The sequence below is a fragment of the Pseudomonas sp. Sample_20 genome (assembly GCF_004307585.1).
GTDB lineage: Bacteria > Pseudomonadota > Gammaproteobacteria > Pseudomonadales > Pseudomonadaceae > Aquipseudomonas > Aquipseudomonas atacamensis.
In genome coordinates, this window is the sequence record NZ_RCOA01000024.1 from 1 (window position 1) to 13,989 (window position 13,989).

Annotated in this window: 14 protein-coding genes and 1 pseudogene; 8 read left to right on the top strand and 7 right to left on the bottom strand. The window is 60.9% G+C overall.

From position 1 onward, the window contains the following. Positions 1 to 101: 101 nt before the first annotated feature. Positions 102 to 1,421, top strand: coding sequence for an MFS transporter (locus D8U70_RS06545; protein ID WP_024014128.1), 1,320 nt, complete (start codon positions 102 to 104; stop codon positions 1,419 to 1,421). 135 nt (positions 1,422 to 1,556) lie between these two features. Continuing rightward, positions 1,557 to 2,186 (top strand): flavin reductase family protein, encoded by a 630-nt coding sequence (locus tag D8U70_RS06550; protein ID WP_071173402.1) that lies wholly within the window; start codon positions 1,557 to 1,559, stop codon positions 2,184 to 2,186. On the opposite strand, the gene D8U70_RS06555 is transcribed toward D8U70_RS06550, so the two are convergent. Together D8U70_RS06555 and D8U70_RS06560 are read right to left on the bottom strand one after the other, a co-directional pair. Next, positions 2,187 to 2,429, bottom strand: a complete 243-nt coding sequence (locus D8U70_RS06555) for a hypothetical protein (protein ID WP_041479831.1) — start codon at positions 2,427 to 2,429, stop codon at positions 2,187 to 2,189. Positions 2,430 to 2,472: 43 nt separating this feature from the next. Beyond that, positions 2,473 to 2,826: an antibiotic biosynthesis monooxygenase family protein gene (locus D8U70_RS06560; protein ID WP_016773446.1), complete on the bottom strand. Its 354-nt coding sequence runs from the start codon at positions 2,824 to 2,826 to the stop codon at positions 2,473 to 2,475. A 396-nt stretch (positions 2,827 to 3,222) separates the two neighbouring features. Here D8U70_RS06560 and D8U70_RS06565 point away from each other — a divergent pair, with 396 nt between their 5' ends. Continuing rightward, complete coding sequence (locus tag D8U70_RS06565; protein ID WP_016773445.1) at positions 3,223 to 4,152, top strand: AraC family transcriptional regulator; 930 nt, start codon at positions 3,223 to 3,225, stop codon at positions 4,150 to 4,152. Between the two features lie 124 nt (positions 4,153 to 4,276). Here the strand turns inward: D8U70_RS06565 and D8U70_RS06570 are convergent, their stop codons facing one another. Further along, positions 4,277 to 5,725 (bottom strand): aldehyde dehydrogenase family protein, encoded by a 1,449-nt coding sequence (locus tag D8U70_RS06570; protein ID WP_177433951.1) that lies wholly within the window; start codon positions 5,723 to 5,725, stop codon positions 4,277 to 4,279. After that, positions 5,725 to 7,362, bottom strand: coding sequence for a 5-guanidino-2-oxopentanoate decarboxylase (locus D8U70_RS06575; RefSeq protein ID WP_130928529.1), 1,638 nt, complete (start codon positions 7,360 to 7,362; stop codon positions 5,725 to 5,727). Before D8U70_RS06575 ends, D8U70_RS06570 begins: the two co-directional genes overlap by 1 nt. Positions 7,363 to 7,580: 218 nt before the next feature. On the opposite strand from D8U70_RS06575, the gene D8U70_RS06580 reads away from it, so the two are divergent. Continuing rightward, a complete protein-coding gene (locus D8U70_RS06580) occupies positions 7,581 to 8,462 on the top strand; it encodes a LysR substrate-binding domain-containing protein (RefSeq protein WP_073471919.1) in 882 nt (293 codons plus the stop codon). A 194-nt stretch (positions 8,463 to 8,656) separates the two neighbouring features. On the opposite strand, the gene D8U70_RS06585 is transcribed toward D8U70_RS06580, so the two are convergent. Together D8U70_RS06585 and D8U70_RS06590 are read right to left on the bottom strand one after the other, a co-directional pair. Next, positions 8,657 to 9,271 carry an NAD(P)-dependent oxidoreductase gene (locus D8U70_RS06585; protein WP_122706474.1) on the bottom strand — a complete coding sequence of 205 codons (615 nt, stop codon included), beginning with the start codon at positions 9,269 to 9,271 and terminating at the stop codon, positions 8,657 to 8,659. A 45-nt stretch (positions 9,272 to 9,316) separates the two neighbouring features. After that, positions 9,317 to 10,195 carry an MBL fold metallo-hydrolase gene (locus D8U70_RS06590; RefSeq protein WP_073471915.1) on the bottom strand — a complete coding sequence of 293 codons (879 nt, stop codon included), beginning with the start codon at positions 10,193 to 10,195 and terminating at the stop codon, positions 9,317 to 9,319. Between the two features lie 113 nt (positions 10,196 to 10,308). Here D8U70_RS06590 and D8U70_RS06595 point away from each other — a divergent pair, with 113 nt between their 5' ends. The 3 genes and pseudogenes from D8U70_RS06595 to D8U70_RS27940 form a co-directional block, all read left to right on the top strand. Next, positions 10,309 to 11,214, top strand: coding sequence for a LysR family transcriptional regulator (locus D8U70_RS06595; protein ID WP_206663044.1), 906 nt, complete (start codon positions 10,309 to 10,311; stop codon positions 11,212 to 11,214). Between the two features lie 140 nt (positions 11,215 to 11,354). Continuing rightward, entirely contained in the window at positions 11,355 to 11,531 is a 177-nt protein-coding gene (locus D8U70_RS27710; protein ID WP_016773438.1) for a hypothetical protein, read from the top strand. 10 nt (positions 11,532 to 11,541) lie between these two features. Beyond that, positions 11,542 to 11,655: pseudogene (locus D8U70_RS27940) on the top strand (metal ABC transporter ATP-binding protein); the annotation flags it as partial. A 7-nt stretch (positions 11,656 to 11,662) separates the two neighbouring features. On the opposite strand, the gene D8U70_RS06605 reads toward D8U70_RS27940, so the two are convergent. Continuing rightward, the gene (locus tag D8U70_RS06605; protein ID WP_071173409.1) at positions 11,663 to 12,553 is read right to left on the bottom strand and encodes a helix-turn-helix domain-containing protein; all 891 of its coding nucleotides are present in this window, start codon (positions 12,551 to 12,553) and stop codon (positions 11,663 to 11,665) included. A 175-nt stretch (positions 12,554 to 12,728) separates the two neighbouring features. Between D8U70_RS06605 and pobA the strand changes: the two genes are divergently transcribed. Beyond that, a complete protein-coding gene (gene pobA / locus D8U70_RS06610) occupies positions 12,729 to 13,922 on the top strand; it encodes a 4-hydroxybenzoate 3-monooxygenase (protein WP_130928513.1) in 1,194 nt (397 codons plus the stop codon). Positions 13,923 to 13,989 lie beyond the last annotated feature (67 nt).

Sequence of the window (13,989 nt, forward strand, 5' to 3'; positions counted from 1 at the left end):
CTCTAAACCGGCCCCTCACCCCTTGGCACACCTCCTGCTATAGCCCTGACAGGCTGCGTTCCGACGCGCTCCACAAAAACAATTAAACGAAGGATCCTTCAATGGATAACTCCAACGCCCTGCCCCTTGGGTCGGCTGCCGTGCCGGCCAAACCGAGAACCACCGCCAGCCGGATCAAATCGATCTTCAGCGGCTCTGTCGGCAACATGGTCGAGTGGTACGACTGGTATGTGTATGCCGCCTTCTCCCTGTACTTCGCGAAAACCTTCTTCCCCGCCGGCTCCACCACCGCGCAACTGATGAACACCGCTGCGATCTTCGCCGTGGGCTTCCTGATGCGTCCGATAGGTGGCTGGCTGATGGGCATGTACGCCGACAAGGTCGGGCGCAAGAAAGCGCTGATGGCCTCGGTGTACCTGATGTGCTTCGGCTCGCTGCTGATTGCCCTGAGCCCGAACTATGAAACCATCGGCATCGGCGCGCCGATCCTCTTGGTATTCGCCCGCCTGCTGCAAGGCCTGTCGGTCGGTGGCGAGTACGGCACCTCGGCGACTTATCTGTCCGAGATGGCGACCAAGGAACGTCGCGGCTTCTTCTCCAGCTTCCAGTACGTGACCCTGATCTCCGGCCAGCTCATCGCCCTTGGCGTATTGATCGTGCTGCAAAACATGCTGACCACCGAACAGCTCTACGCGTGGGGCTGGCGTATCCCGTTCGCCATCGGTGCGCTGTGTGCGGTCGTGGCGCTGTACCTGCGTCGCGGCATGGAAGAAACCGAATCGTTCACCAAGAAAGAGAAGTCCAAGGAAAGCGCGATGCGCACCTTGATGCGCCACCCGAAAGAGCTGTTGACCGTGGTCGGCCTGACCATGGGCGGCACCCTGGCGTTCTACACCTACACCACCTACATGCAGAAATACCTGGTGAACACGGTCGGCATGAGCATCTCCGACTCGACCACCATTTCCGCCGCCACGCTGTTCCTGTTCATGTGTCTGCAACCGATCATCGGTGGCCTGTCGGACAAGATCGGCCGGCGTCCGATCCTGATCGCGTTCGGCGTGCTCGGTACGATTTTCACCGTGCCGATCCTGATGACCCTGCACACCATCCAGACATGGTGGGGCGCGTTCTTCCTGATCATGGCGGCGTTGATCATCGTCAGCGGCTACACCTCGATCAATGCGGTGGTCAAAGCCGAATTGTTCCCGACCGAAATCCGCGCCCTGGGCGTTGGCCTGCCGTACGCGTTGACCGTGTCGATCTTCGGCGGCACTGCCGAATACATCGCGCTGTGGTTCAAGAGCATCGGCATGGAAACCGGTTACTACTGGTACGTCACGGCGTGCATTGCCGTGTCGCTGCTGGTGTACATCACCATGAAAGACACCCAGAAGCATTCGCGGATCGTCACTGACTGATAGGGCTACTTCGCTGGCAGGCCACAAAATCTGTGTCCTGCCACGAACCCTACGGGGTCTCGCGTCTGGCTGGAAATATGCGCTGGGTCCTTGCACTATGGCTGCATCCGAATGCAGCTCAGGAATCCGCTCCCCATGCCCGATGACATCCACTTCTACGAACCCGCCAACGGCCACGGCCTGCCTCACGATCCGTTCAACGCCATCGTCGGCCCGCGCCCCATCGGCTGGATTTCCTCCCAGGATGCCGAAGGCCGGCTCAATCTCGCGCCATACAGTTTCTTCAACGCCTTCAACTACGTGCCGCCGATCATTGGTTTTTCCAGTGTCGGGCGCAAAGACAGTCTGAACAACATCGAGCAGACCGGGGAGTTCGTCTGGAACCTCGCCACGCGCCCGTTGGCCGAGCAGATGAACCAGAGCTGCGCGATGGTCGCGCCTGAGGTCAATGAGTTTGAACTGGCAGGGCTTACGACCGTGGCGTCAAAGGTGATTTCGGTGCCACGGGTCGCCGAGAGTCCGGTGTCCTTCGAGTGCAAGGTCACACAGATCATCCAGCTGCAACGCGCCGATGGCGAAACCGTGCCGAGCTGGCTGATCCTCGGCGAGGTGGTCGCGGTGCACATCGCCAAATGGCTGCTGAAGGATGGCATCTACGACACCGCCGCCGCACAACCGATTTTGCGCGGCGGCGGGCCGGCGGATTATTTCCAGCTGGGGCCTGAGGCGCTGTTCAAAATGTGGCGCCCGGGCGCACAGAAGTAATTACCAGATCAGCTCGGCGTCGTCAGTGACGCCCTTGAGCTTGTCCAGCTCGTTGATGGCTGCGTCATCGGCAGCAATGGCGCCGGGGAACACTTGCTCATTGAGCAACTTGTGAAAGCGTGGGGCGCCGCCATCGACCAGGGCCTTTACCGCGATCGCCGCGTAATAACCCTTGTTGCCGCCCAGCTCGACGGGGACGACTGCGGAGACTGCTTCGAAGCGTTCAAACTCTTTACGTGCCATGTCGCGGATCCTGGCTCAATCAAATAAGCCGGACATTAAACCCTCAACCGGCAAGTTTGTGTATCGGCGCGGCGCATTGACCGAGGGCCTGAGCGGCGGAAACGTCCCTGAAGGTGTGGAAGTCGAGGCTGTTGACCACCAGGTCCTGCACCAGCTCGGCGAAGACTTCCATTGACGGACTGTTGAAATACGTCGTCATCATCTGTTGGCTGCTCCAGTAGCCGCTGACCAGCCACAGGTCGGCGTCGCACTGCGATTGTTGCAGGGAAAAACTCAGGCAGCCGGGCGCCGCGCGCGAGACCTCGATCAACGCGCTCAGGCGCACGCCGAGTTCCGCCGAACGCCCGGCCTGGGCACGAACGAAGGCCATATGACTGACAGGCATTTGCTTGGACATGATCAACCCTCCATGAAATCGCGTGGCAGCCGGGGGACGGGCTGCGACTGAAGCAAAGATTAAGGGCCGGGCCGGCTGCGCCGTTAGTCGATTCCTGCCTTCGCGTTGCACAATCCTGCGAGACTGCGCAGACGACCTGTAACAACCTGTAAACCCGCGCAACACGTCTGTCATACGCGTTTTGTGTAGGAGCTGCCGAAGGCTGCGATCTTTGGCTTTTGCCTTGAAGATCAACGATCGCAGCCTTCGGCAGCTCCTACGGAATCGACTGGCGGGAGACCTGCGCGCACCTGCGGGCAGAATCAGGCAAGCATTTGGCAGAATGTGTCTACCGCTGCTGCTTGCACAAACATATGCTCTGCTGCATTCCCCCCTCACTTGCCGAGGATGCCGTGCATGACGTCATTCGATCGTTTTCAAGCCGAACCCAGCGCCGATATGGAAAAGCAGCGCGCGGAGCTGGCGGCGATCATCCGCCGCAACACCAGCGACGATGGCAGCTACCAGACTGCCATCGGCTCACTGGTGATGTCGCGTCACACCCAGTCCCATGACTTTGCCCCGGTACTCGCGCAGCCGGCGCTGTGCATCATGGCGCAGGGGCGCAAAGAGGTCCGCCTGGCCGACGAGTTCTTCAACTACGACCCGCTGAATTATCTGGTGGTGTCGGTTTCGATGCCGCTCAGCGGCCGCGTGGTCAACGTCTCGCCAGAGGAACCGATCCTCGCCGTGCGCCTGGATATCGACCCGACCGAAATCACCGCGCTGATCGCCGACGCCGGCCCGATGGGCGTGCCGACGCGGCCGACCGGGCGTGGTCTGTACGTGGAAAAAATCGACAGCGCCATGCTCGACGCGGTGCTGCGTCTGGCCCGGCTGCTCGACGCGCCGAAAGACATCGCCATGCTCGCGCCGCTGATTCGCCGGGAGATTCTCTATCGCCTGCTGCGTAGTCCGCAGGGTCATCGTTTGTATGAGATTGCGATTGCCAACAGCCAGAGCCATCGCATCAGCCAGGCCATCAAATGGCTCAACGGCAACTTCGAGCAACCGCTGCGCATCGATGATCTGGCGCGGGAAGTGAACCTCAGCGTGTCGACCCTGCATCACCGCTTCAAGGCGATGACCGCGATGAGTCCGTTGCAATATCAGAAGCAGCTGCGCCTGCAAGAGGCGCGGCGGCTGATGTTGACCGAAGGCCTGGAAGCTTCGGCGGCGGGGTATCGGGTGGGCTATGAAAGTCCGTCCCAGTTCAGCCGTGAGTACAGCCGCCTGTTTGGCGCGCCGCCGTTGCGGGATCTGGCGCGGTTGCGGCTGTCGGTCTGATCCGGAATCTGAAGTGGGGCTTATGGCGCTTTCGCGAGCAGGCTCGCTCCCACAGGGAAATGCATTCCAATGTGGGAGCGAGCCTGCTCGCGAAGGGGTCAGTCCAGGCGCTACATATCTATGATCAGACCGCGCGGATCACATGCTTGATCTCCTGAAACGCCGCCAACCCCCAAGGCCCCAGTTCGCGGCCGACACTGCTCTGCTTGTACCCACCCCATGCCGTCTGCGGGAAGATCACCTGTGGCGCATTGATCCACACCAGCCCCGCCTGCAAGGCGTTGGCCACGCGATCCGCCGTTGCAGCATCGCGCGTCACTACACTCGCGACCAGGCCGAACTGCGTGTCGTTGGCCAGCGCAATCGCCTCGCTCTCACTGGCGAAACTGCGCACACACACCACCGGGCCGAAAATCTCTTCACGCCATAACGCGCTGTCCAGCGGCACGTCGGTGAACACCGTCGGTTGCAGAAAATAACCGCGCGGCAAATGCGCCGGACGATTACCGCCGCACACCAACCTCGCCCCGGCGCTCAAACCGCGATCAATATGCCCAAGCACCCGCTGGTACTGCGCCTGATTGACCAGCGCGCCCATCTCCACATCCGCATCAAACGGATCGGCGACTCGAATCGCCTCCGCACGTTTTTGCAGGCGCTGAAGAAATTCATCCATCAATTCCTCGGCAACCAGCACCCGACTGGTGGCCGAGCACATCTGCCCGGCGTTGAAGAACGCGCCGCCACAGGCCAATTCCACCGCCAGTTGCAGATCGGCATCCGCCAGCACCAGCAAGGAAGATTTGCCACCCAGCTCCAGGCTCACACCCTTCACGGTTTCAGCAGCGCGTTGCATCACCTGCACGCCAACCGCATTGCTGCCCGTGAAAGAGATCTTGGCGATACGTGGATCCGCCGACAACGGCGCGCCCACCGCCAGACCAGTGCCGCAGACCAGATTGAACACGCCGTCGGGCAACCCGGATTCAGCGATGATCGCGGCCAGTTCCAGCTCCGGCAGCGGCGTCACTTCAGAAGGTTTCAGCACCACGCAGCAACCGGCGGCGAGCGCTGGCGCCAGTTTCCACGCGGTGGTGACCATGGGGAAATTCCACGGCACGATCAGCCCGACCACGCCGCAGGGTTCACGCCGCAAGCGTGCGCTGAAATCCTCGCTGGGCAGCGGCACGGTGCTGTCCTGCCCGGCGTCGAAGCCTTCGGCGAGTCCGGCGTAATAGTCGAAAGTGGCGATCACGTCATCGACATCGATGGCCGCTTCGAACTGCGGTTTACCGTTGTTGCTCGACTGCAGGTTCATCAAGTGATCGCGACCGTTGCGCACGCCGTTGGCAATGTTGCGCAGGATCGCAGCGCGTTCGGCGCCGGACGTCTGCGACCAGTTTTTGAACGCCTCGGTCGCCGCGCTGATCGCCTGGTCGACGGCGTGTTCGTCACCGCCATTGACGGTGGTCAGCAGCGCTTCGGTAGCGGGGTTGATCACCCGCAGATGTTCGCGGCCCGACGACCATTGACCGTTGATGTAGAGCCCGTCGAGTGTGGTTGGAAAACTCATCATTGGGCCACCGCCTGCATCCACTGGTTCTGGTCGATTTCAATCAGCGTCGGGCCTTGCCGGTCCGTCGCTTTACGCAGCGCTGCGCGCAATTCGTCGATGCTGCTGATGGCTTGCGCGGCGCAACCCAGGCCCTTGGCCACGGCGACGAAATCCGGGGTGTAGATGTCCACGCCGACCGGTTCGATGGCGCGGTTGACCATGTACTTTTTGATCTCCTCGTAACCCTGGTTATTCCACAGCAGCACGATCACCGGCACCCGCGCTTCAACGGCGCTGGCCAGTTCCGGCAGGGTGAACTGCAAGCCGCCGTCGCCGATCAGGCACACCACTGGCGGTCGCGCGCCGTTATCGAGTTGGCCGCCGAGCCACGCACCAATCGCCGCCGGCAACGCATAGCCGAGGGTGCCGTAACCGGTGGATGCGTTGAACCAGCGACGCGGACGCTCGGGATTGAAGGTGAGGTTGCCGGTGTACACCGGTTGCGTGGAATCGCCGACGAACACCGCGTCAGGCAGCTCGTGCAACACGGTTTCGAGGAAACGCGTCTGCGCCAGCGCCGGTGCATCCCAGCTCGCCGCCAATTCATTACGCAGACGCGCGGCGCGAACCTGGCCCCAATCATTGCGGCGCTCGACCAGCGGCTTTTGCATCAGCGTGCTGAGCAAGGCTTGCGCGGCGTTGCGCGAATCAGCGACCAGTGCGATGTGCGGCGGGTAGTTGCGCACGGTCTGATCGGCATCGATGTCGATGCGCAGCAGCTTGCCGGGAATCTCGAAGCCGCCGGCGAAGGTCACGTCGTAATCGGTCTCGGCCAGCTCCGTGCCGATCGCCAGCACCACGTCGGCTTCAGCGACCAGTGCGCGGGTGGCGACCAGGCTTTGCGTCGAGCCGATCAACAACGGATGGCTGGTCGGCAGCATGCCTTTGGCGTTGATGGTCAGCGCCACTGGAGCGTCGAGCAATTCGGCGAGTCGGGTCAGCTCCGGTGCCGCGTCGATAGCACCGCCGCCGGCGAGAATCAGTGGACGTTGCGCGGTGGCGAGCAGTTCGCTCATGCGAGCCACGGCAGCCGGTGCGGCGCCGGCACGGTCGATATTCACCGGCAGGCTGGCGAGCAACTCATCGGCCTCTTCCACCAGCACGTCCAACGGAATTTCGATGTGCACCGGACGCGGTCGACCGGCCTGAAACAAGGCAAACGCACGCGCCAGCACCACCGGCAGTTCGGCAGCGGACATCAGCGTGTGCGAGAACGCTGCGACGCCGCCGACCAGTGCGCTCTGGTTCGGCAGTTCATGCAACTTGCCGCGCCCACCGCCCAACTGACTGCGCGACTGCACGCTGGAAATCACCAGCATCGGAATCGAATCGGCGTAAGCCTGGCCCATGGCCGTGGTGATATTGGTCATGCCCGGGCCGGTGATGATGAAGCACACACCGGGTTTGCCGCTGGTGCGCGCGTAGCCGTCAGCCATGAACCCGGCGCCCTGTTCGTGACGTGGCGTGACGTGGTTGATGCTTGAACGCGCGAGGCCTCGATACAGCTCAACGGTGTGCACACCGGGAATGCCGAACACCTGCTCGACCCCGTAATTCTCCAACAGCTTGACCAGTACTTCGCCGCACGTTGCCATGTTGATTGCCCTTTCATTCACTGAACACTCCCTGTGGGAGCGAGCCTGCTCGCGAATAAGCGGTCCAGCCAACATCCGTGTCGAACCTTGAACCGTCTTCGCGAGCAGGCTCGCTCCCACAGGGTCCGTGGAGTGCCCATTGGAACGGTGCGCAACTGGCAGCAACAATCGATTAAAAGTCATACTAGCCATGTCCCCACGTCATACCTCGGATCGCCATGAAACGCCTGCCCCCCCTGCCCGCTCTGCATACGTTCTGGATCACAGCGCAATGCTGCAACTTCACTCGCGCCGCCGAGCAGTTGCACATCACCCAGGGCGCGGTGAGCCGGCAGATCGCCGGGCTCGAAGAACAGCTCGGTTATCCGCTGTTCATTCGTCTGGCCCGAGGTCTGGCGCTGACGGCCGAAGGCCGCGAATGGCTGCCGCGAGTGGAAAAGGTCTTCGGGCTGATCAGTGAAGCGACCGAGCAGATCGGTCTGACGCGGCAAACCTTGCAACTCAAGGCACCGAGCTGCGTGATGCGCTGGCTGCTGCCGCGTCTGCTGCAATGGCAGAAGGAACGCCCGGACGTGCCGGTCAAATTGACGGCCTCGCTGCAACACGGGGTGGACTTTCAGCGCGAGCAATTCGACGCCGCGGTGATCTACGGCCCGCCGCCGGACCATTCGCCAGGCGCGCTGCATCTGTTCGACGAGCAACTGACACCGGTCTGCTCGCCGCAATTGCTCAAGGGTTCGCCGGCGCTGAACTCACCGCAGGATTTGCAAGAGCATCTGTTATTGCACCCGACCCACGACATTCAGGACTGGTCGGTATGGCTTGATGCAGCGGGATTGCGCCTGGACAACCTTGGCAGCGGGCAGCATTTCGAAACGCTGGATCAGGCGATGTCGATGGCCTCGCACGGGACCGGGGTGGCGATCGGAGACTGGTCGCTGATTGGCGATGATCTGAACGCAGGACGGCTGGTGATGCCGTTTGCGTTGAAGGTGAAGACGGGGTTGGCATATTACGTGGTGGTGCCTGCCGCAGCCGAACCCTCGCCGCAACTTGAGGAGCTGATGCTCTGGCTGGTTGAGCAGGCTCATTTGCGCTGAAGCCTCTCCCCTCACCCTAGCCCTCTCCCCAGGGAGAGGGAACTGATTGGGGATACTCAAGAGATTCATCGACCTGACACAGCCACGCCGAATCCACAATCGACACGGTCGTTCAGGTCAATGCGTGACCCAAGACAACTCGGTCGGCTCCCTCTCCCCCGGGAGAGGGCTGGGGTGAGGGGAAAAGGCTTGACTCAATACCCGACCGTATAACGCTGCCGCAGATGCTTCGGCGTCTCCACTTCGTCAATCAGCGCAATCGCGTAATCGGCAAAGGTGATCCAGCTGCGTCCTTCGGCACTGACCAACAGATGATCCTTGCCGACGCGATACTGGCCGCTGCGTTCACCCTCGACAAACTCCGCCGACGGCGACAAAAAGGTCCAGTCCAGTTCCTGCTCCTGACGCAGCGCATCAAGAAACGCCGCCCCTGCGCTCGCCTCGGCTTTGTATTCGGCCGGGAAACCGGCACTGTCGATCACCCGCGTGTCATCCGGCAGCAACAGCGAACCGGCGCCGCCGACCACCAGCAAGCGCTTCACGCCCGCCTGCTTCACCGGTCCGACAATCGCCGAGGCCGGGACGGTGGCGAAGTGCGCTGCGCTGATCACCACATCGTGACCGGTCAGCGCCGCTTGCAACGCCGCCGAATCCAGCACGTCGAGGCTCTTGCTGACGACACCGGCGCGATCACCGACCTTTGAGGTATCGCGGGCAATGGCGGTGATGCTGTGGCCGCGACGCAGGGCTTCTTCCAGCAGTTGGCTACCGGCACGGCCGGTGGCACCAATGATTGCGATCTTGCTCATGACATTCTCCAGTTGGCTTGAAAATGCTGCGTGTTCAGGTTCGGCTTACCACTGCATCTCGCCCTTGGCGACTTTCGCGCTGAGTTCCAGCGAGCTTTCCTCGCCCAGCTGCGGGTAGCGTTTTTTCATCGCTGCGATCAGTGCAGCAGAGTCTTTGGCCTTGGCGGTTTCGGCATCGAAGGCCTTGATGTAATCGGCAGTGAATTTCACGCTGGCCAGCGAGCGGCTGCTGTCACCCAGAAAATGGCCGGGCACCACGGTTTGCGGTTTCAGGCTTTCGATGGTGTGCAGGGTGTACAGCCAGTCGGCGTGGGATTGCGCGGTCTGGGTGTCGGCCATCCACACATGAATGTTCTCGGCGACCACCACGCCCCCGACCACCGCTTTCAGCGACGGGATCCATACGAAGCTGCGATCCGGTTGCTTGCCGTCGAGGCCGATCACCTGCAATTGCTTGCCTTCGAGGGTCAGGCTGTCGCCCTTGAGCACGTCCGGGACGATGGTTTTCGCCGGCACGTCGGCGCCCATTTTCGGCCCCCAGTACGCCAGCTTGCCGTCGACGGTGTGCTTGATGTGATCGACGGTCGGCTGCGAAGCCAGCACTTTTGCCTGCGGAAATGCTTTGGTCAGGGTGTCGAGGCCGAAGTAGTAATCCGGGTCACCGTGGCTGATGTAGATGGTGGTCAACTGTTTGCCACTGGCGCGGATCTTCTCCACCACCTGTTCGGCCTGGGATTTGCCGAATTGCGCATCGACCAGAATCGCTTCTTTCTCACCGCTGACCAGCACCGAGCTGACCGGGAAAATCGCCTGGGTGCCCGGGTTGTAGACATCAAGGCTCAGCTCGGCGGCGGATGCATGGGCGGCAAAGCCGAAAAATGCTGCGGCGAGCAGAACGCGTTTGAAGGGGGTGAAGCCGATCATTTGTTGCTCCGGATTACGAATGCCAGTCTGGCGATGCAACAGAGCTTAGTTGCCAGACTCAGTACAAAAAATGCGATGCTTGGACATAGTTTGTTTCTGAAAGCGGGCAAATCATGGATCGGCTTCAAGCAATGCGGGTATTCGTCACGGTGGTGGACCTGGGCAGCCAGTCGGCGGCGGCCGATCACCTCGACCTGTCGCGGCCAGTGGTGTCGCGCTATCTGGCGGAGCTGGAAGACTGGGTCGGTGCGCGGCTGATGCACCGCACCACGCGCAAATTGAGCCTGACCGCCGCCGGCAGTGAAATCCTCCCGCGCTGCCGGCAGATGATCGACCTGTCGCACGACATGCAGGCCGCCGTCAGCGAACCCGATGACGCGCCGCGCGGACTGCTGCGGATCAGCGTCAGCACCTCGTTTGGCCAAGCGCAACTGGCCGATGCGATGGCGGCATACGTCAGGCTTTACCCCGGCGTGAGCATCGATCTGCAGATGCTCGACCGCACGGTGAATCTGGTCGATGAACGCATCGATCTGGCGATTCGCACCAGCAATGATCTTGATCCGAATCTGATCGCCCGGCGCCTGACCGTGTGCCGCTCGGTGGTCTGCGCAGCGCCGGCTTACCTGCTTGAGCATCCGGCGCCGCAAACGGTTGAGGATTTGAGCCGACATAACTGCCTGACCCATTCCTATTTCGGCAAGAGCCTGTGGCATTTCGAGGAGGATGGCGAACCGGTTTCGGTACCGGTGCAGGGCAATATCAGCGCCAACGAGGCCAGCACCCTTCTGCGCGCAACCCTGGCCGGCGCGGGCGTGGCGATGCTGCCGACCTACCAGGCTGGCGTGCATATTCACAGCGGCGAACTGCTGCGTTTGCTGCCACATGTCGAACCGCGCCAGATGAATATCTACGCGGTGTACGCCTCACGCAAACACATGCCGGCGGCCCTGCGCAGCATGCTCGACTTTCTGGTTCAGCGTTTCCCGGAGAACCCAGCCTGGGATGTGGGATTGTAAAAGTCAAAAGATCGCAGCCTTCGGCAGCTCCTACATTTGGAATGCGTTTCCACTGTAGGAGCTGCCGAAGGCTGCGATCTTTTGATCTTGTTCTATGCTCAAAGTAATACCGCAAGGTAGACGTTCAGAGGTCGAACACCATGAACATCAAAACAAAAAGATACGCCGCCATCTTCATCACCTGCGCCGCCACGCTGGCGCTGTACGGCACCGCTGCCTGGCGGGTCGAGCAGTTGCGCCAGCTGCCGCGCGAGTATGCGAGCTGCAACTATGAGCGGTGTATTCCGCACAATGCCACGCTGAACGCATTGCGCTGATAGACCTGCGCTGGAATGCAACCCTGTGGGAGCGAGCTTGCTCGCGAAAGCGGTGGGTCAGTCAGCCTGTTTGTTGGATGACACTCCGCCTTCGCGAGCAAGCTCGCTCCCACAGGTGTTGGGTGGTGCTTTTAAGGTTGTTGCTCGGCCTTCAAGCGGTCGCGGAATGCCTTTGGCGAAATTCCCACCCGGCGGCGGAACAGGCGCGTGAAATTGGTCGGATCGGAAAACCCCAACAGCTCCGACATCTCGTAAATCGTCATGCTGGTGTAGGTCAGCAGGCGCTTGGCTTCCAGCAACTGACGCTCGTGCATGATCTGCAACGCCGGTTGCCCGGCCAGTTCACGGCAGGTGCCGTTGAGGTGCGACACGGAGATGCCCAGGCGATGGGCGAGGTCTTCGACCTTGACGTGCTGGCGGTAAGTCTCTTCCACCAACTGAATGAAACCGTTGAGGTATTCGCGCTGGCGTTGCGGCCGTTGGCTGGCCTTGTGCCGAACGATCGCCTGGCGGCTGACCCAGACCATGATCACGCTGACCAGCGAATGCATGAGCATTTCCCGCGCCGGTTGATGGCCGTTGTACTCGGCCTGCAACGCTGAAAACAGGCTGTTGAGATAATCGCCATCCTTGCCGGCCGGGTAGTTTTCCGCCCGAGCCAACGCGTGTACCGAATCGCCCAGTTGCGCCTGCAAATGCTTGATCAGCGGCGTGGCCAAGGTAACGATGAAGCCTTCAACATCCTCGGAAAAACGAAACCCGTGCACCGACAACGGTGGCAGCACCTGAATCGCTGGCGTCTCGAGTTGCGTGCGCTGGCCTTCGATTTCGAGCTCTGCCTGACCTTTGAAAACGAACAGCAGCTGGCACAGATCCGCATGGCGGTGAGGTTTGATTTCCCATTGGTGTTCGCGACTGCGCGAGGAAATGGTTTCACAGTGCAGCAAGTCCGGGGTCGGCCAGTCCAGGCTTTCACCATAGAGCTTGAACACCGGAATAGAAGGCAGGGCAGGCTTGTTCATACTTCAATCCAGGCCTCTGGTTTTTGGGCGATAATCGCACCGATTGGCAGAATGTACAGGTATCGGCTCAGTTTTCACCTTCAATTGACAGACCCGCAAGGGAAAAATGCAAGCACTCGATCCATAAAATCATTCACCGGCTGTTGCTGCGTGAAGCTTGCGAGTCATAAAAACAATGAAAATCCTGAAAACCCAAGTCGCCATTATCGGCGCCGGTCCTTCCGGACTGCTTCTCGGCCAGTTGCTGCACAACGCTGGCATCGACACCCTGATCCTCGAACGCCAGACGCCCGATTACATTCTTGGGCGCATCCGTGCCGGTGTGCTTGAACAAGGCATGGTAGAGCTGCTGCGTGAGGCCGGCGTCGGTCAGCGAATGGATGCCGAAGGTCTGGTTCATGGCGGCTTTGATCTGGCGCTGGACGGGCGTCAGGTGCACATCGACCTGCACGCGCTGACCGGCGGCAAAACAGTAATGGTCTACGGCCAGACCGAGGTCACCCGCGACCTGATGGCCGCTCGTCGGGAGGCCGGCGCGCCAACAATTTATCAAGCGAGCAATGTCGTTCCCCATGACATGAAAAGCGACGAAGCTTTTGTCACCTTCGAAAAGGACGGTGAAAGCTGGCGCGTTGATTGCGATTACATCGCCGGTTGCGATGGTTTCCATGGCGTCGCGCGGCAGTCGATTCCGGCCGATTGCCTGAAGATTTTCGAGCGGGTCTACCCGTTCGGCTGGCTGGGCATTCTCGCCGACACACCGCCGGTCCACGACGAATTGGTCTACGCCCGCCACGAACGTGGCTTCGCTTTGTGCAGCATGCGTTCAGCCACGCGCACCCGCTATTACCTGCAAGTGCCGGCGGATGAAAACGTCGATGACTGGAGCGATCAGCGTTTCTGGGATGAGCTGAAAAAGCGCCTGCCGGATGCCCTCGCGGAAAAACTGGTGACCGGTCCTTCGATCGAAAAAAGCATCGCGCCGCTGCGCAGTTTTGTCGTCGAGCCAATGCAGTACGGGCGCATGTTTCTCGTCGGCGACGCCGCCCATATCGTCCCGCCGACTGGCGCCAAGGGCTTGAACCTGGCTGCCAGCGATGTCAGCACGTTGTTCAATATTCTGCTGAAGGTCTATCGCGAAGGCCGCACCGATCTGCTGGAAAAATACTCGGAGATCTGCCTGCGCCGGGTGTGGAAAGCCGAACGGTTTTCCTGGTGGATGACGTCGATGCTGCATCGCTTCGACGAGCACGATGAATTCAGCCAGCGCATCAGCGCGTCGGAACTGGACTACTTTGTCAGCTCGCAAGCAGGGCAAAAAACCATTGCAGAAAATTACGTCGGGCTTCCGTACGAGGCTATCGAATAGCCTGCTATCGACTTACACTGGCGAGCACTTACCCGCTCGCCTTGTCCATGCGGGTCAATCACTGCCC

Coding starts and splice junctions, on each gene's coding strand:
- D8U70_RS06545 (WP_024014128.1), top strand. CDS start 102: ATGGATAACTCCAACGCCCTGCCCCTTGGGTCGGCTGCCGTGCCGGCC.
- D8U70_RS06550 (WP_071173402.1), top strand. CDS start 1,557: ATGCCCGATGACATCCACTTCTACGAACCCGCCAACGGCCACGGCCTG.
- D8U70_RS06555 (WP_041479831.1), bottom strand. CDS start 2,429: ATGGCACGTAAAGAGTTTGAACGCTTCGAAGCAGTCTCCGCAGTCGTC.
- D8U70_RS06560 (WP_016773446.1), bottom strand. CDS start 2,826: ATGTCCAAGCAAATGCCTGTCAGTCATATGGCCTTCGTTCGTGCCCAG.
- D8U70_RS06565 (WP_016773445.1), top strand. CDS start 3,223: ATGACGTCATTCGATCGTTTTCAAGCCGAACCCAGCGCCGATATGGAA.
- D8U70_RS06570 (WP_177433951.1), bottom strand. CDS start 5,725: ATGAGTTTTCCAACCACACTCGACGGGCTCTACATCAACGGTCAATGG.
- D8U70_RS06575 (WP_130928529.1), bottom strand. CDS start 7,362: ATGGCAACGTGCGGCGAAGTACTGGTCAAGCTGTTGGAGAATTACGGG.
- D8U70_RS06580 (WP_073471919.1), top strand. CDS start 7,581: ATGAAACGCCTGCCCCCCCTGCCCGCTCTGCATACGTTCTGGATCACA.
- D8U70_RS06585 (WP_122706474.1), bottom strand. CDS start 9,271: ATGAGCAAGATCGCAATCATTGGTGCCACCGGCCGTGCCGGTAGCCAA.
- D8U70_RS06590 (WP_073471915.1), bottom strand. CDS start 10,195: ATGATCGGCTTCACCCCCTTCAAACGCGTTCTGCTCGCCGCAGCATTT.
- D8U70_RS06595 (WP_206663044.1), top strand. CDS start 10,309: ATGGATCGGCTTCAAGCAATGCGGGTATTCGTCACGGTGGTGGACCTG.
- D8U70_RS27710 (WP_016773438.1), top strand. CDS start 11,355: ATGAACATCAAAACAAAAAGATACGCCGCCATCTTCATCACCTGCGCC.
- D8U70_RS06605 (WP_071173409.1), bottom strand. CDS start 12,553: ATGAACAAGCCTGCCCTGCCTTCTATTCCGGTGTTCAAGCTCTATGGT.
- pobA (WP_130928513.1), top strand. CDS start 12,729: ATGAAAATCCTGAAAACCCAAGTCGCCATTATCGGCGCCGGTCCTTCC.